Source organism: Rahnella sp. PAMC25559 (assembly GCF_050632365.1).
GTDB classification, from domain to species: domain Bacteria; phylum Pseudomonadota; class Gammaproteobacteria; order Enterobacterales; family Enterobacteriaceae; genus Rahnella; species Rahnella rivi.
The window spans coordinates 260,960-287,000 of sequence record NZ_CP192544.1 but is presented as its reverse complement, the minus strand read 5'-3'; the positions used below and the strand labels follow the sequence as shown (position 1 = coordinate 287,000).

Genomic DNA, 26,041 nt, shown 5'->3' with positions numbered 1-26,041 from the left:
ATGCTGCACGCCGGACATTTTTTATGAGAAACGCCAATGACCCCACAATTCGCTCCCGTTGAACTGGAAAAAGCCTACCGTCTGATTAACCACGGCACGACCGCGCTGGTATCTGCGCATCACGATGGCGTGGACAACGTGATGTCTGCCTCGTGGGTGTGTGGTCTGGATTTCAGACCGGCAAAACTGACCGTGGTGCTGGATAAGATCGCCAGAACGCGCGAGCTTATCGAACAGAGCGGATACTTCGTGATTCAGGTGCCCACGGTCGCGCAACTGCAAATGACCTACGATCTGGGTAACCGTACGCTGCGCAATGACCCGGATAAACTGGCGAATTGCGGCACTGAGCTGTTTCGAATGGCAGGCCAGGGGGATTTACCTTTCGTCGCCGGTTGCACTGCGTGGCTGGCCTGTAAGCTGATCCCGGAGCCTCATAACCAGCAGGCGCATGATCTGTTTATCGGCGAGATTGTCGGTGCCTGGGCGGACACCCGCGTGTTCAAAAACGGACACTGGCATTTCGAAGAAGCCGATCCGTCGCTGCGCAGTTTGCACTACATCGCAGGCGGCCAGTTCTACGCCACCGGCGAACCGCTGAACGCTAATACTGATCTGAAATAATCCGCTGATACACCGGAGCTGGCGGTTTTATGACTACACCGCTGGCTACCTGGCACATAAAGGCCTACCATCGACCCGCACCATGCATTAAGACGTACCCTGGTTTTTTGAAGTTCCATGCACCACGAGTTAAGGATTGTTATGAGCGAAGTCGAAAGTTCGATCAGTGTTGGCGATAGTTTTACTGTCAAGAACGGCTCAACCCACGAAGTCACTGGCTTTGTGAAGAAAGGAGAAAGAATTTATCCAACGGTTAAAACTGACCACGGCGATTCTAACTTCACCTTCATTAAAGAAATTGTTTCAGTGAACAAAGCGTAACGTTAACGACCTTACCGAAGATCGCGGCCTGTTGTCTCCCTACGCAGAGCAGGCTGCGTGACGATGCTCCTTCAGATTCTATTTTCCGCTCCTTCTCTGATTTCACCTCTTTTTCCCCGATGACGTCTCAGCCAAACCGCACATCATGACTTTCCTGACATTCTCCTCAGCCAGTGCTGACCTCTCAGGCTGGCCGGATGTGACCGGTACAGGATTTGTTGCGCTGTAAATGGTAGTCAACATGGTATTCGTTGGCGTTACGGATCATCACTGAGTAATTGATGTAATCGCCGGTATCGCTGTAAGACAGCGACGTCAGGCGCAGCAGCGGCGTGCCTTCGGCGATGTGAAACAGGGCGGCGACGGTGCTGTCGGCGAGGATCGGGCTGAAGCTTTCATAGTTTCCGGCGATGCAGATATGACATTCGTCTTCGATGTAGGAAAATTTAGAGCCTTCCAGATGCTTCACCGAAAGATTGCCAAATAAACGGCCAGGCATGTAGCTGTCTTCCAGCACCAGCGGTTTGCCCTCCACCGACCGCAGGCGGCGCGAATAGTAGATACGTTCATCGGTTTTGATGCGCAGCTGGCTGGCGATGGCCGGGGGCGCGCCCATGATCTTAAATTCCAGCACTTCGCTTACCGTCGGGCGGCCCAGTTGTTTCATCAGTTCACAAAACCCCATCAGCCCGCGCGTTTCATGCTGGACATCCTTTTGCGCGACGAAGGTTCCGCTACCGTGACAGCGCCGCACCAGCCCCCATTCGATCAGCAAGTCCACCGCTTTACGCAGCGTCATGCGCGAGACGCCAAACTCCGTTGCCAGCTTTTTTTCGCTGGGTAAAGCATCACCGATGCCGAAATCGGCAGAATTAATGCGAATTCTTAAGCGTTCAGCAAGCGTTTTGTAGATCACCGGCAGACCTCTTTCTCCGTGCGCGAATCTCCGTAGCCGGGCCTTGAAAGCCGGTTACGCCCCTGTAAATCCTCAATAACCTGTTCTTGCCTTGCTGGGTTTTAAGACCCGCTAATTTCAGTGTATAGAAAAAGCCTGAAAAGTAGATCACTTCACCCGCAGAAAAAGCATGAATGCGATCACGAAACGATTAATCATTTTGCGATCTTATTTTTCATTATTCCTACTCTCTGATCAGAAAATAAAAAACGTCATTAAAAACATTTTAATAAAAAACTCTGACCCCGAAGTAAAATGAGGATTATATATGCTCAGTCAAATCCAACGTTTTGGCGGTGCGATGTTTACGCCGGTATTACTGTTTCCGTTTGCGGGAATGGTGGTGGGCATCGCGATTATGCTTCAAAACCCGATGTTCATGGGTGAAACGCTCACCGCCCCTGACAATCTTTTTGCTCAAGTTGTTCATATTATTGAGGAAGGCGGCTGGACGGTATTTCGCAATATGCCGCTGATTTTCGCCATCGGCCTGCCTATCGGGCTGGCGAAACAGGCACAAGGCCGTGCCTGTCTGGCGGCGCTGGTCAGTTTTATGACCTGGAATTATTTAATTAATGCCATGGGATTAACCTGGGGAGATTATTTCGGCGTTAATTTCAACGTCGAACCCGGCGGGCAAAGTGGGCTGGCGATGATTGCCGGAATTAAAACACTCGATACCAGCATAATTGGGGCGATTATTATTTCCGGTCTTGTTACCTCAATACACAATCATTTTTTTGATAAACAACTTCCCGTCTTCCTCGGTATTTTTCAGGGCAGTTCCTTCGTGGTGATTATTGGTTTCCTGCTGATGATCCCCTGCGCGTGGCTGACCCTGCTGCTGTGGCCGAAAGTGCAGACCGGTATTCTCTCGATGCAGCATTTCATGCTGGTTTCCGGTTCGCTGGGCGTCTGGGTCTACACCTTCCTCGAACGCATTCTGATCCCGACCGGTTTGCATCACTTCGTCTACGGTCCCTTTGTCTTTGGCCCGGCGGCGATTGAAGGCGGCATTCAGGTTTACTGGGCTGAACATTTGCAGGCCTTCAGCCAAAGCACCGAACCGCTGAAAACCCTGTTCCCGCAGGGCGGCTTTGCGCTGTTCGGTAACTCGAAAGTCTTCGGGTCGATGGGGGTTGCGATGGCGATTTACGCCACCGCCGCACCGCAAAACCGCGTGAAAGTGGCGGGGCTGCTGATCCCGGCAACGCTCACGGCCGTTCTGGTCGGCATCACTGAACCGCTGGAATTTACCTTCCTGTTTATTTCCCCGCTGCTGTTTGCGCTCCATGCATTACTGGCCGCCACGCTGGCGACGCTGATGTACATGGCCGGCGTGGTCGGCAACATGGGCGGCGGCCTGCTCGATTCTTTCCTGCCGCAAAACTGGATCCCGATGTTCCACAATCACGCGGCAATGATATTCACTCAAATCGGTATCGGGCTGGTGTTTACCGGCATCTGGTTCCTGGTGTTCCGCACGGTGATCCTGCGCCTGAACCTGAAAACGCCGGGGCGCGAAGACAGCGAAATCAAGCTCTACAGCAAAGCCGATTATCAGGCGCAGAAAAAGGCCAGCGACCGCACGGCACCGTCCTCTTCACAGGCCCAGGCCGCCGGGTATCTGCAGGCGCTTGGCGGTCACGGCAATGTTATCGACCTCAACAACTGCGCGACGCGGCTGCGTATCACGCTGGGCGATATGGCGCTGACGCAAAGTGACGACATCTTTAAAGCCCTCGGCGCACACGGCGTAGTGCGGCGTGGCAACGCCATTCAGGTCATCGTGGGTCTGCACGTTCCTCAGGTGCGCGACCAGATAGAGACGCTGATGAAGCAAGACGCTTTCACACAATCATCCACATCCGGGGCTCGTTCCCCGACAGAAACATCCCTTACGGAGGCAGTATGATGAAGAAATTCTCAGTCGTTGTGGCAGGCGGTGGCAGCACATTTACACCGGGTATCGTTCTGATGTTACTGGCAAATCAGGAGAGATTCCCGCTGCGGGCCATCAAATTTTATGACAATGATGGCGCACGTCAGGAGATTGTCGCCGAAGCGTGCAAGGTGATCCTCAAAGAACAGGCGCCGGAGATTGAGTTCAGCTACACCACCGATCCCCGTGCGGCATTCACGGATGTCGATTTCGTGATGGCGCACATCCGCGTGGGTAAATACCCGATGCGTGAAAAGGACGAAAAAATCCCGCTGCGTCACGGAGTGGTCGGACAGGAAACCTGCGGGCCGGGCGGGATCGCCTACGGGATGCGCTCAATCGGCGGCGTGCTGGAAATCGTCGACTACATGGAAAAGTATTCACCGGATGCCTGGATGCTCAATTATTCCAATCCGGCCGCCATTGTGGCGGAAGCGACGCGCCGTTTGCGCCCGCAGGCCAAAATTCTCAACATCTGCGATATGCCGATCGGCATTGAAGGGCGCATGGCGGAGATTGCCGGGCTGAAATCCCGCAAAGAGATGCGCGTGCGCTATTACGGGCTGAATCACTTCGGCTGGTGGACATCAATCGAAGACGCACATGGCAACGATCTGATGCCCAAAATCCGCGAACATGTAGCGAAATATGGCTATGTTCCTCACACCGGTGAACAGGCAAGCGAAGCCAGCTGGAATGACACCTTCGCCAAAGCCAAAGATGTCTGGGCGCTGGATCCGTCCACTTTCCCGAACACCTATTTAAAATATTACCTCTACCCGGATTACGTCGTCGCGCATTCCAACCCTGACCATACCCGTGCCAATGAGGTGATGGAGCATCGCGAAAAACATGTGTTCAGCGCCTGCGCCGCCATTACTCAGGCCGGGAAATCGTCCGCCGGTGAACTGGAAATCGATGAACACGCGTCTTACATCGTCGATCTGGCGACGGCCATCGCGTTCAACACGCAGGCAAGAATGCTGCTGATTGTGCCGAACGAGGGGGCTATCACCAATGTCGATCCGCAAGCGATGGTCGAAATTCCGTGTCTTGTCGGCAGCAGCGGGCCGGAACCACTGACGGTTGGTAAGATCCCGCTATTCCAGCAAGGATTGATAGGCCAGCAGGTGGCGGTGGAAAAACTGGTGGTCGAAGCCTGGGTGGAGAAATCCTACCTGAAACTGTGGCAGGCGATCACGCTGTCGAAAACCGTCCCGAGCGCGTCTGTCGCCAAAGCTATTCTGGATGATCTGATCGAAGCCAATAAAGACTACTGGCCGGAACTGAAATAAAACAGAAGGTTAAGGGAGAAACGGCGCAGCCATCGCGGTTGCGCCGTTTTTTTTATACGCCAGATGACATGTTTAAAACGCCTGATCCCTAAAGGCGGCCAGCGCCTGCGCATCCGGCAGCGCCGTCATTGCGCCGCGTGCGGTGGTGGCCAGCGCGCCGCAGGTGAGTGCCTGACGGATAATGGCGTGCCACGCCTCGGGTGACGGTTGCGGGCCGTGCTGTGCCAGTCCCGCCAGCAGCCCGGCAACAAACGCATCGCCCGCGCCGGTGGTATCGACTGCCTGCACTTTCGGCGCTGGATACTGCATCAGCGAGGCATCCTGTTTGCGGTACACCGACACGCCGTCTTTTCCCTGAGTGACCAGCAATAACGCCGGATCGTGGCGCTGACAAAGCCGCAGAATGCCTTCTGACAGCAGCGATTCGCCGGTCAGATACGCGAGTTCATCCTCAGACACTTTGATCACGTCCGCCAGCGACAGTGCCTGCTCGAGGCATTCGCGCAATGCATTTTCATCCGGCCATAAATCGTGACGGATATTCGGATCAAAGCTGACCTGGCCGCCTGCCGCTTTCATCTGCGCCATGGCTAAAAAGGCGGAAGAACGCGAAGGTTCAGCGGAAAGTGAAATTGAGCACAGGTGCAAAAACTCTCCGGCGGAAAACGCAGGAATATCGACAGATTGCAGAAACAGATCGGCGCTCGGGCGCACCATAAACGTAAACGATCGTTCGCCGTCAGCATCGTTTTCCACCACCACGGTGGAGGTCCGGTGGTGCGGATCGCGGTGCATAAATTCGGTGTTCACCGCTTCGTCATCCAGCGTTTTACGCAAAAATGCACCGAAAGGATCGTCGCCCACCCGGCCAATAAAACCGCTGTTTCCGCCGAGACGGCTGATGCCGACCGCCACGTTGGCCGGTGCGCCGCCGGGGCACTTCAGTAAACGGCCATCTTCTTCGGGGATCAAATCCACCACGGCATCGCCCAATACCCAAACCCGCTTATTCATCTTCATTCCCTTTTTCTCGTCCTGATAAATCATCTGTCGATAAAGTAGAAGAACCGGTTTAGCTAATCAAGCACAAATGAATTATTAGGATTCAGTGACGATTTGCCAGCAAGATCACAATTCCACTACAAGACTGGCGAACTTCGTTGCCTAAAGGCGGGGGGAGTGCTTATTGTGCTCAGGAAAACCAGTTTAGCAATTTAGCTAAACAGTTTTTCCCATAATAATTACATTTCTTCTGAGGGATAAAAATGATGATGAAACCTCGCTATCTTGCTGTTGCTATTGGACTTATTCTTTCTTCTGCGGCTCAGGGGGCCGATATTTCCGCCAGTGCGATTGAAGCCCGCTTCAACGCCATGGAAAAACGTTTGCAACAGGCTGAAAGCCGCGCCGCCAAGGCCGAAGCCCGCGCAACGCAGGCAGAACAGCAGGTGAAGCAGCTGGAAACACGCACCGCCAGCAACGAGCAGCAAACCCGTCAGGTGGCGAAGACGGCGGAAATCACCCAGCAGCAAACGGCGGATGTGGCAAAACGCACCGAAACGTTAGCCAGTAATACCAAAACCAGCAGCAGCGATAACAGCGGGTTTAAATTCACCGGTTACGCCCGTTCCGGCGTGATCATGAATGATTCCGCCACCTCGACGGAAAGCGGCCCTTACGTGACGCCAGCCGGACAAACCGGGGGCGCGGTCGGCCGTCTGGGCAACGAAAACAACACCTACGTTGAGCTGAATCTGGAACACAACCAGACCATGGCCAGCGGCGCCACGTCACGTTATAAGGTGATGCTTGCCGACGGCCAGCGCAGCTATAACGACTGGACCGGCGCGACCAGCGATCTGAATATTCGTCAGGCGTTTGTGGAACTGGGTTCGCTGCCGACGTTCACCGGTCCGTGGAAAGACTCCACGCTGTGGGCGGGTAAACGCTTTGACCGCGATAACTTTGATATTCACTGGCTCGATTCCGACGTCATTTTCCTCGCGGGCACCGGCGGCGGGATTTATGACGTGAAGTGGGGCGATAACCTGAAAAGTAACTTCTCGCTTTACGGGCGCAACTTCGACGATCTGGACGATAACAACAACAGCAATGACGACACCCGCATTGAGAACTACATCGTCACGGCGAATAACTTCGCCGGGCCGTTCCAGTGGATGGTCAGCGGGCTGCGTGCCAAAAACAATCAGGATCGCGAAAACACCGGTACACAGGGCGTCACCAATGCGGCGGATACCGGCTTCCATACCCTGCTGGCCTACCACGGCGACAGCTTCTACGGCCTGCGCGAAGGGACATCGAAAACCGCGCTGTTGTACGGTCACGGTTTAGGCGCAGAAGTGAAAGCGCTGGGCTCGGACGGCCATCTGACCGACGACGCCAGTACCGTACGTCTGGCCACTTACGGCATCACGTCGCTGAGTAAAAACTGGAACATCGCTCCGGCGATCCTCGCGCAGCAGAGCAAAGACCGTTACGTCTCCGGCGATGATTATCAGTGGCTGACCTTTAACACCCGTCTGATCCAGCAGATCACCGAAAACTTTGAACTGGCCTATGAAGGCAGCTATCAGTACATGGATCTCGATCCGCAGGGCTATCAGAATAACAACAAAGTGAAAGGCGGATTCTACAAACTGACCTTCGCGCCGACGTTTAAAGTGGGGGATATCAGCGATATGCTCAGCCGTCCTGAAATCCGTTTCTTCGCCAGTTACATGGACTGGAGCCACAAACTGGACAGCTACTCTTCCAGCGACTCGTTCGGGACGGACGGTTTCACCTCCGGCGGCCAGTGGAATTTCGGCATCCAGATGGAAACCTGGTTCTAAAAAGCAGGGTGTGAATCACCATGATACGCCTGAGCACATCGGGCGTTATCGTTCAGGGTAATACAAGGAACATTATGAATATCAATGCAATCGCGACTGAACTGCTTCCGTTACTGGGAGGCAAAGACAATATTGCCAGCGCGGCACACTGCGCCACGCGTCTGCGCCTGGTGCTGGTGGATGACAGCCTGGTGAACAAAAGCGCCATCGAAAAAGTCGAAGGCGTGAAAGGCTGTTTCAGCAATGCGGGTCAGATTCAGGTCATTTTTGGCACCGGTCTGGTGAACAAGGTTCACGCCGAGTTTATTAGAGTGGCGGGGATTGGCGAATCCAGCAAATCCGAAGCGGCCAACATTGCGGCGCAAAAGCTCAATCCGTTCCAGCGTATCGCGCGCGTGCTGTCGAATATCTTCGTGCCGATCATTCCGGCCATCGTCGCCTCCGGCCTGCTGATGGGGCTGCTCGGTATGGTGAAAACCTACGGCTGGGCCAACCCGGACAGCGCGATTTTTATCATGCTCGACATGTTCAGTTCGGCGGCGTTTATCATTCTGCCGATCCTGATCGGGTTCACCGCGGCGCGTGAATTCGGCGGTAACCCGTTCCTCGGCGCCACGCTGGGCGGCATTCTCACCCATCCGGCGCTGACCAATGCCTGGGGCGTTGCCAGCGGTTTCCACACCATGAATTTCTTCGGTCTGGAAATTGCGATGATCGGCTATCAGGGCACGGTGTTCCCTGTGCTGCTGGCGGTCTGGTTTATGAGCTTCATCGAAAAACGTCTGCGGAAAGTCATTCCCGACGCGCTCGATCTGATCCTGACGCCTTTCCTGACGGTGATTATCTCCGGTTTTATCGCTTTCCTGATCATCGGCCCGGCAGGCCGTGCGCTGGGTGATGGCATTTCCTTTATTCTCAGCACGCTGATCACCCATGCGGGCTGGGTCGCGGGGCTTATCTTTGGCGGGCTGTATTCGGTGATTGTTATCACCGGGATCCACCACAGCTTCCATGCCATTGAAGCCGGGCTGCTGGGCAACCCGAACATCGGCGTGAATTTCCTGTTGCCGATCTGGTCGATGGCTAACGTGGCGCAGGGCGGTGCCTGTCTGGCGGTGTACTTCAAAACCCGTGATGCGAAAATTAAAGCGATCGCCATTCCTTCGGCATTCTCGGCTATGTTGGGCATTACCGAAGCGGCCATTTTCGGTATCAACCTGCGCTTTATGAAACCGTTCATTGCCGCCTTAGCCGGCGGTGCGCTCGGCGGGGCATGGGTGGTGGCGATGCACGTCAACATGACCGCCGTCGGCCTGACCGGTATTCCGGGGCTGGCGATTGTGCAGGCCAGTTCGATGGTCAGCTACCTGATCGGTTTAGTGATTGCTTTCGGCAGCGCATTCCTGCTTTCCCTGCTGCTGAAATACAAAACGGAGAGTGAATAATGTCGGAAGTGAGTTTGCTGAAACAGGCGTTGTGCAGCGTGGTGGCGGGGCAGGTGAAGGCCGCCGCCGACCCTTACCGTCCCGGCTGGCACCTTGCGCCGCCGGTCGGTCTGCTCAACGATCCCAACGGTTTTGTGCAGCACAACGGCCGCTACCATCTTTTCTATCAATGGAATCCGCTGGCCTGCGCGCACGGGGCAAAATTCTGGGGGCACTGGAGCTCAGCGGATTTACTGCACTGGCAGCATGAGCCGCTGGCGCTGGCACCGGCAGAAGAGTATGAGTCGCACGGCTGTTATTCCGGTTCAGCTGTCACGGACAACGGTCAGCTGACGCTGATCTACACCGGTAATGTGAAATACCCGGACGGCAGCCGCACCGCGTTTCAGTGCCTGGCGCGTGAAAACGTGCGCGGCGAGTTTGAGAAAACCGGGCCGGTGCTGGATTTACCCGCCGGTTACACCGGCCATGTGCGCGACCCTAAAGTCTGGCAGCACGAAGGCCGCTGGTACATGGTGCTGGGCGCGCAGGATCTCAGCCTGCAAGGCAAAATCCTGCTGCTGCGCTCTGAAGATTTGCTGTCATGGGAATCGCTGGGTGAAATCGCCGGTTCCGGCCTGAACGGGCTGGGCGAGTTTGGGTATATGTGGGAATGCCCGGATCTGTTCCGTTTGTCCGGCAGCGACGTGCTGATTTGCTGTCCGCAGGGGCTGCCTGCACAGGCCGATCGCTATCTGAATACGTTCCAGTCCGGGTATTTCGTCGGGCAGCTCGATTACGCCCTTGGGACGCTGGCGCATGGCGAGTTCCGCGAGCTGGATCTCGGCTTTGAATTTTATGCCCCGCAAACCACTCAGACCGACGATGGCCGCCGTCTGCTGATCGGCTGGATGGGCATTCCCGACGGCGATGAGTTTTATCAGCCAACCGTCGCCCAGGGCTGGATCCACACCATGACCTGCCCGCGCGAACTGACGCTGGAAGACGGCAGGCTTATTCAGCGCCCGGCGCGTGAACTGCGCCAGTTACGCGGTGAAGTGCAGGCGTGGCGGGGCATCGCGCAGGACGCGCCGGTCTGGACCATCAGCCGTGCGGAGGTGGAAATCGACACCGCCGGGCCGTTTGCCGCGGATTTGGGCGGAAATCTGCAACTGGCCTGGGACGGGGAATGGCTGCGTCTGACACGTAAAAACCGTCGCAGCGGCGAGCAGGAGCAGCGCGTCTGGCGCGGCGCGTTACGCTCCCTGACGCTGTTGTGCGACAGTTCATCCGTTGAAATTTTCATCAATGACGGAGAGGCGGTGATGTCGTCACGCTATTTCCCTGCGTTACCGGCGCAACTGACCTTCAGCGGGGCACAGCAGATTGCGCTGCGTTACTGGTCGTTGACGGATTGCGTGATAGACTAAACGTCTTTCCGGACAACAGAATATGGCGCAGTGAAAAAGACCAAACGCATTACTATCAGCGGCATAGCCGAACTGGCTGGCGTGTCGAAATCGACTGCCAGCCAGGTGCTCAACGGACACAGCAAAAAGTTTCGCATTTCCGATGTCACGCGCGATCGCGTGCTCGCGGTGGCCGCTGAGCAACATTATCAGCCGAGCATTCACGCCCGTTCACTCAACGCGGCGCGCAGTTACACGCTGGGGCTGGTGGTGCCGGAAATGACCAACTATGGCTTCGCAGCCTGCTCAAACGAACTGGAAACCTTGTGTCGCGAGAACGGTATGCAGTTGCTGATTGCCTGTACCGATGAAAATACCAGTCAGGAAACCATGGTGGTGAATAACCTGATCCAGCGCCAGGTGGATGGGCTGATCGTCGCCTCAAGCATGCTCAACGACGCCGAATACGTCAAAATCAGTCAGCAGTTGCCGGTGGTGCTTTTTGACCGGCACATGCAGGACACTCAGCTGCCGCTGGTGGTGTGCGAAGCGATCGAATCCTCCGCTGAACTGGTCGCCCGCGTGGCAAAAAACCATGCCGATGAGTTTTATTTTCTCGGCGGGCAGCCGCGAATTTCCCCGACGCGTGACCGTCTGGCGGGCTATCAGCTGGGCCTTGAACGTGCCGGCGTCAGCCTCCAGCCTGAATGGATCATGTACGGCAATTATCATCCGAGCTCCGGCTATGAGATGTTTGCAAATCTCTGCGCGCGTCTGGGGCGTCCGCCCAAAGCGTTGTATGTCGCCTCGTGCGGCCTGATGGAAGGGGTGTTGCGTTATATGAGCCAGCACAAACTGCTCGAGAGTGACATTCACCTGTGCAGTTTCGATGACCATTATCTTTATGATTCGTTGTCAGTGAAAATCGACACCGTGGCACAGGATTGCCGCGAGCTGGCGATGCACTGCTTTGAAGTGGTGATCGGTCTTATCAATGAGCAGCAGCCTGAAGAACTCCGCTGCTACTTAGCCCCCCGGCTGCACTGGCGGCACCCGGATTCTCTCCCCGCCTGAGACGAACCCGTTCCCGACACCGCATCAGGAACGGGTGCCTGCGCATTACCGGTATACCGGCAACAGATTCACGCTCGAAAGAATATGCACCACCGCGTTGAGCACCCCGAACAGCAGCACCAGCACAATCATTTTATTCCCGCCCCAGACCCGATAAAGCGGGCTGCCAAAGCGTTTACGCGATTTGCGCGCCATCAGCGCAGGTACGATCACCGCCCAGACCGTGGCCGCCAGCCCGGCGAAGCCGATGGCATAAATGAAGCCGTCCGGGTAAATCACGCCGCCAATCATCGGCGGAATGAAGGTGACCAGCGCCGTTTTGAAACGTCCGGTTTTGCTGTCGTCAAACTTGAATAAATCTGCCAGATAATCGAACAACCCGAGCGTGACGCCAAGGAAAGAGCAGGCGACGGCGAAATTCGAGAAAATCGTCAGCAGTAAATCCAGGCCTTCGCTGTTGAGGATCTGGCTCAGTGACTGCACCAGCACATCAATATTGCCGCCGCGTTCAGCGATACCGATGAAATCCGGACGCGGAATATTGCCCATGGTCCCCAGCATCCAGATCACATACAGCCCGAGCGCCATCAGCGTGCCCAGCAGCAGACATTTTTTGATCACCTGCGGGTTCTTGCCGTAATACTTCATCAGGCTCGGAACATTGCCGTGATAGCCAAACGACGCCAGACAAAACGGCAGCGTCGCCAGCACATAGGGCATATAACTCGGATGGAGTTCCACGCTGTTGAGCAGATTGACCGGCCTGATGTGCCACAACAGGCTGCCGAAGGTCAGGAAGAACGCGATGATTTTTGCGCCGAGCACGATGGCGGTCATCCGGCTGACCGCACGGGTGCTCAGCCAGACGATAAACGCGACGGCCAGCGCGGTCAGCATTCCGCCCAGACGTGGTGAAAAGCTCACAGACATTTCACGCATCGTATGCTGGATAACCGAGCCGCTGGCCGAGATATAGGCGTAAGTCAGAATGTACAGCACGAAGGCGATGGTGATGCCGTTCAGCCGGTTCCAGCCTTTACCGAGCAGATCGCGGGTTACGGTATTAAAACTGGAGCCAATCGGGTAATTGAGGTTGGCCTCGAGGATCATCAACCCGGAATGCAACATGCAAAACCAGGTGAAGACCAGTGCGGCGACCGACCAGAAGAACCAGGCGCCGGACATCACCACCGGCAGCGAAAACATCCCGGCACCGATGATGGTTCCGCCGATAATCATTGCACCGCCAAAAACGGAACGGAGTGGGGCTTCCCTGGAAAGCGTCGCCATAGTGCGGATCCTCGCGTGGCTTTTATCACGATTCATATAACGAATTGCTGTAAAAGAAGAGATGGTAAAGGACGTCAGAAAGCGCGTGATTATTCTGCGGCTCTGACCTTAAGCGCGACAATATAGTGCAAACGAGCCATATTGTACACCGTGAACTAGTTCACTGGTACGAAGGGCAGCATGAGGAGTGCAGTGCCCCCGAGCCTGTAGACAAATCTGGGTCTACATCTTTACTGTTCAAATGCTCTTATTAAAGAGAACGTGATATTTTTAAATATCGCTAAGACTACACCTCTTATCGCGGATAGATTGCCGAATATCCTGACAACTGGGTATATAAATAATTCCGAATAGGACAGGCGGCAAAAAGTCCGTTAGTTAAATGAAATATATAAGTGATTTCTGAACTCAGAAAGGCTTGCCAATCAGAGTTACTATTTGATGTCAGGGTTACATTCATCATTATTGTCGCATACGAGCGGAATAGACGATGTAAACTGATCATCACCGTTATCGGGTCAAGAATAAAGGGGCTTACCTCACATCAGAAGAAAAACGGAGTTGAGGCGATTGTAGCTAAGGGTATTCCCTCAGCTACATGAATAACTCATTTCACCAGGATGGTCGTAATATGTTTTATTCGTGATGAAGGTATTGGGCCATTGATATGCAGTTCATCGACAGAACAGTATAGATTCTCAATAGCTTCTCTTGCAAAAAGCCTGGCCTGATCTCTCGGAAACTCAACGAGTGCCCTTTGCAGAGTAAACTCAGCGATATTTTCAATTAACGCGTCAGAGTTAATATTTTTATTTTCAACGAATGAAAATGTCGGCATCCCTTTTGTATTAATTTCATAAAGATGCTGGATTTTTTCCCGTCCTACATACTGATTAATGTCTAAAAATTTTTTCGCCCCTTCTTTGGAACGCGAAGCAAATACGTTCTGTTCCCCAAAAACGCGAATCTCTTCAGTCTCACGACTCAGTGTACCAGCAAATCCATTCTTTTTGATTTCATCAGGTGATCGGGAATCGTAGCGATAGGCCAGTTTATTGTTTATAGAAATGTAAGCGCCAGTATAATTAAAATTGCCTGTGGTTCTTTCAAAACTATTTTTTGGAGTCGCTACTAAAGATTTAAATCGATTAAACATATCCATGTCCTGAGAATTAAAAATGAAATTTTAACACGGTGATGTTATACACGTAAAGTAGACACCGCTCTAAGCGAGGTTCTGATTTTCAGATGGTTCCTGGCTAAAACACTGCAACGCTTTAGTGACGCTAAATAAATGTGCACCGATATAAAATTGTTTGCTTGCGATGCTCTTCACGTAGCCCAGAGCAAATATGTGGCTATCATTCAGGAATGAACGTTTGTTCCTCGCTCTTTGCGGACCATTTACGCCCGCATGTCTGCTTTGTGCCAGAAGCGGACGTTACTAACGACAGGATGTACTAATCAACGGGGAGCAGGTCACTTGATCCTCACAGGCACTGTGGCGGCGTTTAGCATTATAAAACATCTCGACATAATCGAAGATATCCGCCTTCGCTTCTTCCCTATTTTTATAGATCCGTTTCTTTATGCGTTCCCGTTTTAGCAACTGGAAAAAGCTTTCTGCCACTGCGTTGTCGTGGCAATTACCCCGACGACTCATGCTGCTTTTTAAATTGTGAGCTGTCATAAAATGCTGACATCTTTCGCTCGTATATTGAGAGCCCTGATCTGAATAGATTAATACTTCTGCCGTTGGTTTACGTCGCCATACCGCCATCAATAATGCATCCATTACTAACTCAGCGGTCATTCGTCCGCCCATGCTCCAGCCGATAACCCGGCGTGAGAAGAGATCAAGAACAACAGCCAGATACAGCCAACCCTCATGCGTCCTTATATAAGTCATGTCACTCACCCAATGCGTATTTGGGGTTGGGACAACGAACTGGCGTTCAAGGTAATTTGGACTGGCAAAAGAAGGCTTTCCGCCACCGTAATAGCGTCGTTTTCGGTATCCAGTCTGAGATGCTAGTTCAGCGAGCCTCATCAGGCGCGCGATCCTGTTACGTCCGACGCATTCACCCAGATCTTTCATATCGAGCCAGATTTTCCGATAGCCGTAAACCGTACCGCTTTCAAGCCACAGTTGTTTAATCAAGCCTGTTTGCCGTTCATCTTGCCGGGTACGCAAAGATTTAGGCCGCTTTAGCCACTGGTAATAACCATCTGTGATGGAGGCCAAGAACCAGGCATAACCTGCGTAAAGCATAAAAGGACGACATTTTTTTTATGAAGGCGTACTTCAGCCTGACGTTCTTGCAAAGTACGCGGCGGCCTTTTTTAAGATATCCCGCCCTTCAGTTACTCGCTTAAGTTCTTGCCTGAGGCGCTTTACTTCATGCTGAAGTGCATCGTCCTGCTTACGCTGCGGCTCGGGCTTATGGTAGCGCTTAACCCAGGCGTAAAGACTATTAGTGGATACACCAAGTCGAGAGTAGACCTCAGATACAGGGTACCCCTGCTCAGTGATCTGTTTTACGGCTTCAATTTTAATTCTTCAGTGAACGTTTTGACTGACATAAACACTCCTTCATTAAGCCTCCATTATGAGGCAAAAAAGTGTCTACGAAACCCGGGTCTATTCAGAGCTAGAATAATATCATCAGTAAAACGTTTCTTAATTACTCTTGCGGGATTGCCGCCCACAACTGCATATGGAGGGACATCTGAAGTAACCACAGAACGCGTTGAAATTATAGCTCCATTGCCAATCTTAACGCCTGGCATAATCATCGCCTGATAACCTATCCATACATCATTACCAATCACCGTATCACCTTTGTAGGGTAAATCACCGGGTTGAGGCATGCTTTCTTCCCATCCGTTTCCGAAGATGTAAAACGGAAAAGTAGAGAAGCCGTCAATTTTGTGATTAGCCCCATTCATAATGAACTGAACACCTTTTGCTATCGCGCAAAACTTACCGATGATCAGCTTGTCACCAATAAATGGAAAGTGATAGAGAACATTACGCTCGAAGTTTTGCGAGTCCTCTGGGTCATCATAATAAGTAAAATCACCGATAATGATGTTGGGATTTGTCACGGTGTTTTTGATGAAACAAACCTGTGGAAAACCCTGCATTGGATGTGTATCAGCGGGATCCGGTCCGTACATAATTTCTCCCAAAAAGTCGTTTTGTTGCTTTAACGTGAATATAGCATGAAGCCAGTAACCCTTTAAGCGTAGGCATAATGTCCCCTTTACGCGCATAGCTGCCGGTTAGATACCGCAGACACGGGGTGAACAGCTCAGGCATGTAATAAAAGTTCTAGTTAAAGATTTTTTTGTGAGGGCGTTCAGCCTGTATTGAACAGACGGAGGGTTGTGTCCAGATAGCGCGAGAATTTAATAGCAGGCAATAAAAAATGCCGATTGCGCGGCTATATTGTACATAGCCGCACAATTAACTGGATCGTAAACTCTCAATTGCACTGTTGCTAAGCGTGAGAACCGATTTAACGCTGACGCTGATCCTATCTATAATGGCCTGCCGGGGGCCAAGACGCCATTCTTCACTGTTGTAAAAAGATTCCTGAGAGGATTTGAGCTGGGAGAGGCTGTTATAAGCTCTGATCAGATAGTATGCGTCGTTGTCATGTGCGGATATACCAAAAGAAATAATATCCATACCCGCGGAACGGTGAAGCGGAGCACTCTCCTCCGTCATGATTCTGTGGAAGTCTTTCCCGGTGCCGGGTTTAAGGGTGTACAGCAGAAATTCGACTGTTTTCATCTTCGATATCCTTTTCATTTTCTTATCATGCTGAGCCTGAGCGTCTCCCGAGTGCCAAAAGCGAACGTTAAGGACATTGCGAGGCGTTATGCGATAACGAGTCGGTTAACTTGCCTTCAAGAATGTTACGGATCAAATCCAATGGGAAGATTGTTTCATTGGTACATCTGAGTTCTTCTATTGTCCACCAATAATGATCGCGAATGACTTTCTTTTCGTTACTACTCCACCCAGATCTGTCGATATCTGATTCATCTGTATTGATAATAAAGAAACGTTCTTCTGCAAGAACAGTCTCCTCACTGGGCAAAACCATTGGGAAGGTTCTGGATGCTATTTGCGGTCCCGTAGTACTTCTTTTCAGACCTGTTTCTTCAAGTAACTCACGCAAAGCAGCCTGCTCGAAAGATTCATTGTGTTCAAGCCCACCCCCTGGGGTTGCCCAGTAGGATCTCCCACTCAGAGCATCATCTTTATGAACGAAGTTAAAGAGCAGCACGTGATTTTCAGGCGAGAGTATTATTAATCGCGATGATGGACGAATGCGCACAAAGTCACCTCAAAAGAGTTTAAAACCCTATTTAGAATTATATATAAAAATAAATTAATGTATGAACAATCAGTAAGCCTGAATGTTTTTCAGCTTTAACATAACTCAAATGTCTGCTCCTCGCTCAAAGCAGACCCACCACCAATCTCAGTCTCATAGCCACACGCAAGACAGTTGCCTGGAGCCGCAGCGCCCCGTCGCCCGTGAAGACACGGCTTCAGCCGTTGCTGATCAGTGTTTTCAGAAAACGTTATCGAGTGGATTCCAGACGCTTTTCCAGGTTGACCATGGAAAAAATATTATTTATATCGTTCGGGGTTATCAGGCTGACTGTGTGGAGGGGAAGGTGTTTGGTTGGAAATTACTCTTGGCTCTGCTGACAGTAACGGTTGTTGGCTTCGCACTCTTTGGCTTCATTTTTTCACTCCAGCAGCTGGGGTAAACGACCGTCATTCTTTACTGCTGTTGGAGTATTTACAGTGCCTTAAAATGAAAAAACCCGCTCAGGGCGGGTTTTTTATCACTTTCACTTATCTGCTCAGGCTGTTGCCTTCATCGCTACCGTAAGTGTTAGTGCAATTATCGGCAATTACAGCGCGATAACATTTGCAGCTGAAGGGCCTTTCGCGCCGTTCTCGATAGAGAACTCCACTTTTTGGCCTTCGTCTAAGGTTTTAAAATCGCTGCTCTGAATGGCGGAGAAGTGTACGAACACGTCCTTGCTGCCGTCTTCAGGAGTGATGAAGCCGAAACCTTTTTCAGGGTTAAACCATTTTACTAAACCAGTCATTTTGTTAGACATAGATACTTCCTTTCGTTTTTGAGCCGCTTATGCAGCGAAGATGGCCTGTTTTGCAGAGTTTTACTTATTGGGCACTTAGGAGGAGGCTCATGAAGAAGGGTATCTAGGATAACGCTTAAATGAGGACTGCTTTACTAAAACTGCTTTCATAAGGTCTGTGTTCCAAACCGATGCCGTCATAATAGACCTGGTTTGATTTTTTATGCAAGGATTAATTTTCGGTGAATAATTAAGCAGTCGAAGCACTGAAACAGGATGAGGGCAGGGGGAATCCATTATTGATGCATAAACAATAAAAGCCCTGACTGTACGAGTCAGGGCTTTTAAGGTACTGCTAACTTAAAATTTAACATTAATATACTTCGTTACTTTTTACTGCTATTTGGTACTGCTTTAAATGCACAAGTTACTACAGATAACATTGGGTACTGAAAACTATAACTCCCTCCTTTATCGATTTAAAACCACCTGACAACTTACACGAACACAAAACCAAGTCAGGCCAAACTACTTCAACTCGTACATTTCCCCTTCGCGATATACACTCTTTGATGCGTGGCTTTACTTCCTTCGCGATATTTAAACTACTGACACTCATTGCTTTCGCGAACTCATAGTCAATAAAAACAAAGCCTTACATCATCGCGTTTGTACTAACACTTATTACACTTGCCTACAACTATTACTACAATTAACACAACTACATGTATTTCAGACTATACATCAGGTACATCTACTCACATTTAATACTACAACTTGCGTCATCCAAATAGATTATTAAACTAACGTATTCAATCTTTTTAAAACTAACAGAAATACACTTTCGTATCGCTGTTGAAGCCTAATTTACGGATTTTTAGTACCGTGTCAACACTGTTTTTAATAACATGTTTTTATTAACAGTGTGCGTCAGTTTGCGGATTTAAGAAGCTTCTGATTCCTTTATCTTCTGCATCTGTTTGAGCTGTATTTGCCTGTTGATCACTTTCACGGTGAAACACCTCAATAAAACTGTACTAACCCTTTATTGCGTTCGGTTCACCTGTTCGCTTCATTTCCCCTTGAATGTTGAAGCTGGCAACCCGCGTACTGTCACAAGTACAGACATTTATGGCACGTTTAAATGACATCCCTGCCGGGATAATAATTTCGAGCTTAGTATCTTTATTACCCAAGTGCTCTACCCTAAGGGTAGCGCTGAGTTATTTAGCGCTAATATGTACTGATGTTTTTGCAAATGCAGACCGGCCAGTGAGCCGGTTTTTTTGTGGAGGTATCTGGAAATGTGGCACCAAAAATATTAACTTGCACGCTGCTGCCGAAACAGTAGCCGGCCCGCCAGGGCCGTGACTCTGCCTGCTGATGGCCCGCTGGCTAAAGGGGGCTTATTTTTTACCCAGAATTACACAAGACAGTTGCTCGCAGCTGTTCTGTCTGTTGAAAAGGCATTACGCGCTTATGCGCCTGCGCACATTGATTCACTTTTGAAAGAAGAGCCCGATGATGATCAAGATAAACATGCTTCCCCTCTGCGCGCTGGCCGCGATCGGCCTGACGGGGTGTCAGAGCCATCAGGATGATGTAAAGAATGAACGTGCGAAAAACGCCGCCACCGTGCAGCAGCCGGACACCTGCGGCGCGGGTTCCTTCAGTTATCTGATTGGCAAACCGGCCTCGGCACTTGATACGCTGCGGTTCGCGCAGCCGATGAGACACATCACACCAGACACGGCGGTAACGATGGATTACCGCGCCGAACGTCTGAATATTGAGTCTGATGAGAAAGGTGTGATCACCCGGTTGTACTGTTCCTAACCGATCTGCTTGTTTATTAAACAACTCGGGCGGGTTGCTGTGATTATTCTTAGAAACCTCATCGGAAATTAAGGTTTAGATCACAGATTTCATTACATTTTTTAATATTCAGAACGTCGATTAACCCTGTACTAAAATACAGTGTTGACACGCAGTTTATAACGAGTAGATTAGAACTTAACGCTGGAGAGGAGATGGTTAAGAGATTTATTATCCGGCGTGTATTACCGAGTAGTGAGTACCAAAGTTATTGAGCTGTAAATAAATGCGATGAAGGCCACGATGTATTTAGTATGGGTTCTTCAACACCGGGCTGAAATACCAAGCCACGTGAGAAGAGGATGTCAGGCCTTGAAGTAGAATACTGTAATCGCATCATGTGGACCATAACGCGATGATGTAAGGCCTTGTTATGAAGAGTAATGTTCGCGATTTGGGTACGTAAGTATGAAATCGAGAATGTCGCGAAGAAAGTAAGGCAACGCATCAAAGAGTCTATATCGCGAGGGCGATGTACTCATTAAGACAAATCTTAAGGATATGCCTTAATGAAATTAGCAGGATGAACGCTTATTCCATAAAACTCTAGGAGGACAGCAGTAAAGCAGTAACAAATATATCCTGTGAAAATATGTGCATCATGAGAAGTAGAGTTAAGTAATTAAGTTGATGAATGTTAAATATTAATTTGGTAGTACCCTGAAAGCCCCGGTGATTCATTACTGGGGCTTTCTCTATTTAGGGGTTGTGATAATTAAAAGTCCGGGTATATCACGGAATCCCAAAATCCTGTGATTATATAATCCACATGATTTTTATGTTCCGCTGATGGTTCCCGCCAGGCTGGCTTCTGCCCCGAGCAACACCAAAAAACAGACCAGCGTGGATTCACGGCTGGCTTTTGCCACCGGCAGGCCGCTCGCGACATCACTGACCGCATCACCTTTCTCAAGCCGGTACTCATCAAGAGTAATTTCACCGTCCATGACATACAGCCACTGGGCAAAACCCGGATGTGACGGGATCGCCGTAGTGGAATCTTTCTCCAGCCGGATATCATAGACATACACCGCCTGATGAATTTCCAGCGGCGAATTGATCCCTTCCGGCGCGGCCAGCATGGTCCAGTGATCCACCCCGATACCTTCCGGACGTTCCATAAACTGAACGCGGCTTTCTAAATCGGCTTTGCGAGGCCGGATAAAAATTTGCAACATTTCGGTCGCGACGAGCGGGGTGGATTCCTCATGCCAGATGCTTTTACCGGCGTTCATCATCATCAGTTTTTTCGGCGAAAGCGCCACGCGGTGCCCTGCGGCGTCTTCATGGACCATGGATCCGCGCCACAGATAGCTGAGAATTTCATCATTATTGTGTTCGTGCAGGGTGACCATTGTGCCCACGTCCAGCGTGGCGTGGTCGATGACGCTGAGCGGGCCGAATGCCTCATCCCCCGCGTCCGGCAGAATAAGCCCTGGCCGCATACGTCTGATTTTGAAAGGGCCGTATTCGAATGTTGTTTTAGGCGCGGCGCGCAGTACGTTAAACATAATCTCTCCGGCTGATTTTCAGGCTGACAGGTTTTTTTAGCACACAATCTTCTCTAAAGCGCACCGTCCTGACAAAAACGGACGAATACACCAGAAATAAAGGCCGCGTCCTTGCGGCACTGCGCTCGTCAGGTCAAATCCAGCAGGGCGTTCAGCTCGGCGATTTGCTGCTGCCAGCGGCTTTGCAACTCTGGTTTCTGATGTTTCGGCTTCCGCGCACGGTCTTCCTCCAGCTTACTTTCCAGATCCAGCAGCATCGCCAGCAGGCGTTCCTCTTCTGTTTCCTGCACCGGTATTGCGGATGTCTGCTTCACGACTGCCGACGCAACCGGCGGCGGCCCGCCTGCTAACATTGTGTATACCGGTTTGAGGTCATGCCACTCCTCCAGCCGCTGTTTGTCGATAAGCCAGAACCGGTTGCAGCTTTGTTCAATAAGACGCCGGTCGTGCGACACCAGCAGCACTGCGCCACTGAAGGTTTTCAGCGTTTCCGCCAGCTCTTCTTTGCCTTCCATATCCAGATGGTTGGTCGGCTCATCGAGCAGTAACAACGAGTAGTTCGCCAGCGTCAGGCCGATAAACAGCAGCCGTGAACGCTCACCCCCGCTCAGCGTGCTGACCTTTTGCTGATGGCGGATGTACGGGAATCCGGCGCCGATCAGCGCCATTTTTCGTTGTTCCTCCAGCAGCGGAGCAAACTGTGCCAGCGCATCGCTCAGGCTGTCGTCGTCACGCAGCTGTTGCAGGCTCTGATCGTAATAACCCGTACGCACGCGGGGGTGAAAAATCACGCCGGGAACCGCTGAGTCCCGGTGGATAAACGCCTGCCACAGCGTATGTAAAAGTGACGATTTCCCGCAGCCATTGCGCCCGATCAGCGCAATACGGTCACCACTTTTCACCCGCATCTCTTCCAGATTAAACAGCACCGGAGCCTCCGGCGCGGGGCGTACCTGCAAACCGGACATCGCCAGCACGCGGTCAGCCGGTAAGGCTTCACCGTTAAGCCGCAATTTCCACAGGTTACCGGCTGTCACCTCGGTTTGATCGTCCTTCAGCCGTTCTGCCTGTTTTTCCATCTGCTTGGCCTTGCGCGCCAGCCCTTCGTTGTCATACACGCTGCCCCACACCGCCAGCCGTTTGGCGCTTTTTTCCACGCGGTCGATCTCCTTTTGCTCGGATTTGCGGCGCAAGGCGTCAGCGCAGTCTTTTTCCTCAAGCGCCAGACGGGCCTGCGTACAAGGCAAACGGATAAATTGCAGGGTTTTATCGCGCAGGATCCAGGTGGCATTAGTGACGTTATCCAGCAGGCTGCGGTCATGGGAAACGAGCACAAAGCTGCCGTTCCAGTTTTTCAGAAACTGCTCAAGCCACAGCAGGGTGGGGAGATCCAAATGGTTGCTCGGCTCATCGAGCAGCAGCAAATCCGGCTGGCGGATCAGCGCCCGCGCCAGCAGCAGGCGGGTGTGCTGGCCGCCGCTGAGCGTGCCGGCGGTCAGATCCCAGGCAGTTTCGTCAAACCCCAGCGTGGCAAGCAGCACTTCTGCCTGCCAGCGTTCCGGCTGATGCAGACTTTCCGGCAGATGATTCAGCACGGCGTCAATCAGCGAACCCCCGGCGAGCGCCGCCGGCAGATGCTGTTCAATACGGGCCATCAGACACTGGCCGGAGAGCGTCACCGTGCCGGAAGACGTGGCCAGATCGCCACTGAGGATTTTCAGCAGGGTACTTTTACCGCAGCCGTTATGGCCGATAAGCCCGATGCGGTCGCCTTTTTTCAGGCCGAAGGAAATCTCAGCCAGCAGCGGGCCGAAGGTGTTATCAAAGGATAAGGATTGTGCAGACAATAATGTTGTCATGTTGCTTACTCAGGTTTTCAGGCATAGCTATGCCCATCGTCAGAAACGCCGACGATAACCGGTAAGCCGGAGGGAAGTTCTCAGGTTGTCAGTTAGCTTCGCTCAGGCGGGTTATCGCGGCACGGTGCCGGAAATACCTGAGCAGTGACGATCGCTAAGGACGAGTGAAATTAAAAAAACTTCACGGGTCAGCATGGCAATCCTCCTTATATAACGTTGGTGAATGAATGAGTTGAGTATATTGGGGATTTTGGATTTGTTCCAGTGACGAAAATCCCCGCCATACATTTATGCGGCAATCACTTCGTTTTCCAGCTTCTGCCGTTTGCGCAGGCCGGGGAACCACGTCATCCATAAGCCGACCACGATCAGCGTACCCACACCGCCGATGGCGGCGGCAGGCACTGCGCCGAGCCAGGCCGCCATCAGGCCGGATTCAAACTCGCCGAGCTGATTTGAAGTGTTGATGAAGATGGAATTGACTGCGCTGACGCGGCCGCGCATATCGTCAGGCGTGTCGAGCTGCACCAGTGCGCCACGGATTACCATGCTCACCATATCGAATCCGCCGAGGGCGAACAGCGCCAGAATGGATAACCACAGCGAGGTGGAAAATGCGAACACCAGCGTCGCGGCACCAAATCCGGCGACGGCAGCAAACATGATTTTCCCGACGTTGCGGTTAAGCGCCCGGTGGCTGAGCCAGAAACCGACAATCAATCCACCGACCGCAGGCGCGCCGCGCAACAAACCTAATCCCCATGGCCCCGTGTGCAGAATATCGTGCGCGAAAATGGGCAGCAGGGCGGTGGCGCCACCGAGCAGCACGGCAAACAGATCCAGAGAAATCACGCCCAGCACGTCGGGGCGGTTGCGGATAAACCCGATCCCGGCGAAAAGTGTTTTGAACGTTGCGGGTACGCGGCGCGGTGGCGTATGTTCGTAACGTAAACGGCTCACCATCACAATCGACAACAGATACAGCGCCGCACACACCGCGTAAGCCACACTGGCGCCCGCGACATACAAAAAGCCGCCCAGCGCAGGGCCGACCATCGCCGCAGCTTGGCCGGAAACGCTGTTCGCCGCCATGGCGCGTGCCAGCAAATGCGGCGGCACCAGCGCAGGCAACATCGATTGCAGGGACGGCGCTTCCATCGCTTTGGCCGTGGAAATCATGAAAATCAAACTGAGGATCACCACTTCATTTACGTGATGCGTCAGTGTCAGCCAGGCCAGCGCGGCGATAGCGACCCACTCGGCAATTTGCCCGAGCAGTACCACGCGGCGGCGGTCGAACTGATCGGCAACGTGGCCGGCGACCAGCGCCAGCAACACCGACGGCAGAAATTGCACCAGGCCGATCAGCCCGAGGTCGAACGCCCGGCCGGTCATCGAGTAAATCTGCCAGCTCACCACAATGGAAAGCATCTGGAAACCGAAGCTGGATGCCGCACGGGCGATCCAGAAAGCGACAAACGAGCGGTGCTGTAACAGTGAGTCCGACTGGCCGGAGAGAGCAGACATGACAAATCCCTGAAGAAAATGAAAGATGCCGGGTCTGCGGTCGGTGACGACTCGTTAGCCCGGCAATTATTGTGTATACAAATAATTAACAATCAAGGTGAGTCGTATATTTATCACAAAACCTGCGGCAAATCTTTAACCCGCAGAGTGAACAACGCTGTTGTGCGCGGTCTGGCGGTGCAGGCTGCGGATTGCCACTACGTTTATATCGGTGAGTCGGTTGCTGGCAACTGACCAGCCCCAGTCTTTCATTAGCCTTCCAGCAAGCCAGCGTCCTATCCGGTAGCCTCTTTGGGTTGCCATGGTGGCGATGCTCCTTGCTCCGGCAGAACCGTGGCTGATGCCATGCAGCTCAAGTAGCTGACTCCGCAATACAGTCCGTCTGCCGTCTGGATTTTCAGGACGGTTTTTCCAGTATTTGTAGCTGCTGCGATGAACCTCGAACACATGGCAGAGAGTGGACACAGGATAACGCGCTCTGAGTTTCCCGATTATCGAGAACTGTTCAGGGGGCTGACATCAGAGCGCGGTAGCCTTTTGTAATATTTTATTTTCCTTTTCAATACCTTGCAACTTTCTCTTTAGCTCGCGTCTTTCGATTTGTTCCGGTGTAATCTGAGAGGTTTTTGGCGTTTTTCCCTGCCGCTCATCACGCAGTTGCTTTACCCATTTCGTCATCGTAGAAAGTCCGACATCCCTGTTCAGGTGGCCAAATTCAGTAAACCACTTCAATGCTAAGGATGGCGGATACATCGAAGAGTCAGACATACCGGTGCTGCAAGCATGGCAGAAATACCGTTACTCAATCACAAAGGTTGATACTGCACTGGCCCCAAACATCTCTTGGTCTGTCGCTCCAACTTTATAATCATACTTTTTAACAAAATTATCATACTAATTGTATTTAAAGTTGGTCAGATCATGGAAATGTTTCACATACAATAATCACAAAT

General features: G+C 51.9%; 21 protein-coding genes and 3 pseudogenes. 11 read left to right on the top strand and 13 right to left on the bottom strand.

The window, feature by feature from the left end; genetic code table 11:
• Positions 1 to 36 precede the first annotated feature (36 nt).
• Complete coding sequence (locus ACQZQY_RS23665; RefSeq protein ID WP_421671137.1) at positions 37 to 624, top strand: flavin reductase family protein; 588 nt, start codon at positions 37 to 39, stop codon at positions 622 to 624.
• 141 nt (positions 625 to 765) lie between these two features.
• Positions 766 to 945, top strand: coding sequence for a hypothetical protein (locus ACQZQY_RS23660; protein ID WP_056775066.1), 180 nt, complete (start codon positions 766 to 768; stop codon positions 943 to 945).
• A 184-nt stretch (positions 946 to 1,129) separates the two neighbouring features.
• On the opposite strand, the gene ACQZQY_RS23655 is transcribed toward ACQZQY_RS23660, so the two are convergent.
• Positions 1,130 to 1,861 carry a GntR family transcriptional regulator gene (locus ACQZQY_RS23655; RefSeq protein ID WP_056775062.1) on the bottom strand — a complete coding sequence of 244 codons (732 nt, stop codon included), beginning with the start codon at positions 1,859 to 1,861 and terminating at the stop codon, positions 1,130 to 1,132.
• Positions 1,862 to 2,168: 307 nt separating this feature from the next.
• Here ACQZQY_RS23655 and ACQZQY_RS23650 point away from each other — a divergent pair, with 307 nt between their 5' ends.
• Together ACQZQY_RS23650 and ACQZQY_RS23645 are read left to right on the top strand one after the other, a co-directional pair.
• A complete protein-coding gene (locus tag ACQZQY_RS23650; protein WP_431297362.1) occupies positions 2,169 to 3,815 on the top strand; it encodes an alpha-glucoside-specific PTS transporter subunit IIBC in 1,647 nt (548 codons plus the stop codon).
• Complete coding sequence (locus ACQZQY_RS23645) at positions 3,815 to 5,137, top strand: 6-phospho-alpha-glucosidase (protein ID WP_122096967.1); 1,323 nt, start codon at positions 3,815 to 3,817, stop codon at positions 5,135 to 5,137. The genes ACQZQY_RS23650 and ACQZQY_RS23645 overlap by 1 nt, the downstream gene beginning before the upstream one ends.
• Before the next feature lie 72 nt (positions 5,138 to 5,209).
• Here the strand turns inward: ACQZQY_RS23645 and ACQZQY_RS23640 are convergent, their stop codons facing one another.
• Positions 5,210 to 6,151, bottom strand: coding sequence for an aminoimidazole riboside kinase (locus ACQZQY_RS23640; RefSeq protein ID WP_431297361.1), 942 nt, complete (start codon positions 6,149 to 6,151; stop codon positions 5,210 to 5,212).
• 251 nt (positions 6,152 to 6,402) lie between these two features.
• Here ACQZQY_RS23640 and ACQZQY_RS23635 point away from each other — a divergent pair, with 251 nt between their 5' ends.
• From ACQZQY_RS23635 to ACQZQY_RS23620, 4 genes are all read left to right on the top strand, one after another.
• The gene (locus tag ACQZQY_RS23635) at positions 6,403 to 7,989 is read left to right on the top strand and encodes a carbohydrate porin (protein ID WP_431297360.1); all 1,587 of its coding nucleotides are present in this window, start codon (positions 6,403 to 6,405) and stop codon (positions 7,987 to 7,989) included.
• 74 nt (positions 7,990 to 8,063) lie between these two features.
• Positions 8,064 to 9,434, top strand: a complete 1,371-nt coding sequence (locus tag ACQZQY_RS23630; RefSeq protein WP_431297359.1) for a sucrose-specific PTS transporter subunit IIBC — start codon at positions 8,064 to 8,066, stop codon at positions 9,432 to 9,434.
• Positions 9,434 to 10,843, top strand: a complete 1,410-nt coding sequence (locus ACQZQY_RS23625; protein WP_431297358.1) for a sucrose-6-phosphate hydrolase — start codon at positions 9,434 to 9,436, stop codon at positions 10,841 to 10,843. The genes ACQZQY_RS23630 and ACQZQY_RS23625 overlap by 1 nt, the downstream gene beginning before the upstream one ends.
• Before the next feature lie 30 nt (positions 10,844 to 10,873).
• A complete protein-coding gene (locus ACQZQY_RS23620; protein WP_122096914.1) occupies positions 10,874 to 11,896 on the top strand; it encodes a substrate-binding domain-containing protein in 1,023 nt (340 codons plus the stop codon).
• A gap of 45 nt (positions 11,897 to 11,941) precedes the next feature.
• Here the strand turns inward: ACQZQY_RS23620 and mtr are convergent, their stop codons facing one another.
• The 6 genes and pseudogenes from mtr to ACQZQY_RS23590 all read right to left on the bottom strand — a co-directional run bounded on the left by mtr (position 11,942) and on the right by ACQZQY_RS23590 (position 17,535).
• Complete coding sequence (mtr, locus tag ACQZQY_RS23615; RefSeq protein WP_122096915.1) at positions 11,942 to 13,186, bottom strand: tryptophan permease; 1,245 nt, start codon at positions 13,184 to 13,186, stop codon at positions 11,942 to 11,944.
• A 607-nt stretch (positions 13,187 to 13,793) separates the two neighbouring features.
• The gene (locus ACQZQY_RS23610; protein ID WP_390975921.1) at positions 13,794 to 14,342 is read right to left on the bottom strand and encodes a hypothetical protein; all 549 of its coding nucleotides are present in this window, start codon (positions 14,340 to 14,342) and stop codon (positions 13,794 to 13,796) included.
• Between the two features lie 288 nt (positions 14,343 to 14,630).
• A pseudogene (locus ACQZQY_RS23605) lies at positions 14,631 to 15,769 on the bottom strand (IS3 family transposase).
• A gap of 72 nt (positions 15,770 to 15,841) precedes the next feature.
• Positions 15,842 to 16,366 (bottom strand): annotated as a pseudogene (locus ACQZQY_RS23600) (CatB-related O-acetyltransferase); the annotation flags it as partial.
• A gap of 289 nt (positions 16,367 to 16,655) precedes the next feature.
• Positions 16,656 to 16,985: an NIPSNAP family protein gene (locus ACQZQY_RS23595; protein WP_431297357.1), complete on the bottom strand. Its 330-nt coding sequence runs from the start codon at positions 16,983 to 16,985 to the stop codon at positions 16,656 to 16,658.
• A gap of 67 nt (positions 16,986 to 17,052) precedes the next feature.
• On the bottom strand, positions 17,053 to 17,535 hold the full coding sequence (locus ACQZQY_RS23590) for an NUDIX hydrolase (RefSeq protein ID WP_421671125.1): 483 nt from the start codon (positions 17,533 to 17,535) through the stop codon (positions 17,053 to 17,055).
• A gap of 82 nt (positions 17,536 to 17,617) precedes the next feature.
• Here ACQZQY_RS23590 and ACQZQY_RS23585 point away from each other — a divergent pair, with 82 nt between their 5' ends.
• Positions 17,618 to 17,977: a hypothetical protein gene (locus ACQZQY_RS23585; protein ID WP_431297356.1), complete on the top strand. Its 360-nt coding sequence runs from the start codon at positions 17,618 to 17,620 to the stop codon at positions 17,975 to 17,977.
• Between the two features lie 147 nt (positions 17,978 to 18,124).
• Here ACQZQY_RS23585 and cspE read toward each other — a convergent pair whose 3' ends face one another.
• Positions 18,125 to 18,337, bottom strand: coding sequence for a transcription antiterminator/RNA stability regulator CspE (cspE, locus tag ACQZQY_RS23580; RefSeq protein WP_056779359.1), 213 nt, complete (start codon positions 18,335 to 18,337; stop codon positions 18,125 to 18,127).
• A 1,500-nt stretch (positions 18,338 to 19,837) separates the two neighbouring features.
• On the opposite strand from cspE, the gene ACQZQY_RS23575 reads away from it, so the two are divergent.
• On the top strand, positions 19,838 to 20,152 hold the full coding sequence (locus ACQZQY_RS23575) for an I78 family peptidase inhibitor (protein WP_136377269.1): 315 nt from the start codon (positions 19,838 to 19,840) through the stop codon (positions 20,150 to 20,152).
• Between the two features lie 815 nt (positions 20,153 to 20,967).
• On the opposite strand, the gene ACQZQY_RS23570 is transcribed toward ACQZQY_RS23575, so the two are convergent.
• The 4 genes and pseudogenes from ACQZQY_RS23570 to ACQZQY_RS23555 all read right to left on the bottom strand — a co-directional run.
• Positions 20,968 to 21,702, bottom strand: coding sequence for a pirin family protein (locus tag ACQZQY_RS23570; RefSeq protein WP_414072040.1), 735 nt, complete (start codon positions 21,700 to 21,702; stop codon positions 20,968 to 20,970).
• A 128-nt stretch (positions 21,703 to 21,830) separates the two neighbouring features.
• Complete coding sequence (locus tag ACQZQY_RS23565) at positions 21,831 to 23,561, bottom strand: ABC-F family ATP-binding cassette domain-containing protein (protein WP_431297355.1); 1,731 nt, start codon at positions 23,559 to 23,561, stop codon at positions 21,831 to 21,833.
• Between the two features lie 288 nt (positions 23,562 to 23,849).
• Positions 23,850 to 25,088 carry an MFS transporter gene (locus ACQZQY_RS23560; protein ID WP_431297354.1) on the bottom strand — a complete coding sequence of 413 codons (1,239 nt, stop codon included), beginning with the start codon at positions 25,086 to 25,088 and terminating at the stop codon, positions 23,850 to 23,852.
• Positions 25,089 to 25,242: 154 nt separating this feature from the next.
• Positions 25,243 to 25,784: pseudogene (locus tag ACQZQY_RS23555) on the bottom strand (IS3 family transposase); the annotation flags it as partial.
• Between the two features lie 76 nt (positions 25,785 to 25,860).
• Between ACQZQY_RS23555 and ACQZQY_RS23550 the strand changes: the two are divergent.
• A complete protein-coding gene (locus tag ACQZQY_RS23550) occupies positions 25,861 to 25,956 on the top strand; it encodes a tail fiber assembly protein (protein WP_431297353.1) in 96 nt (31 codons plus the stop codon).
• Positions 25,957 to 26,041 lie beyond the last annotated feature (85 nt).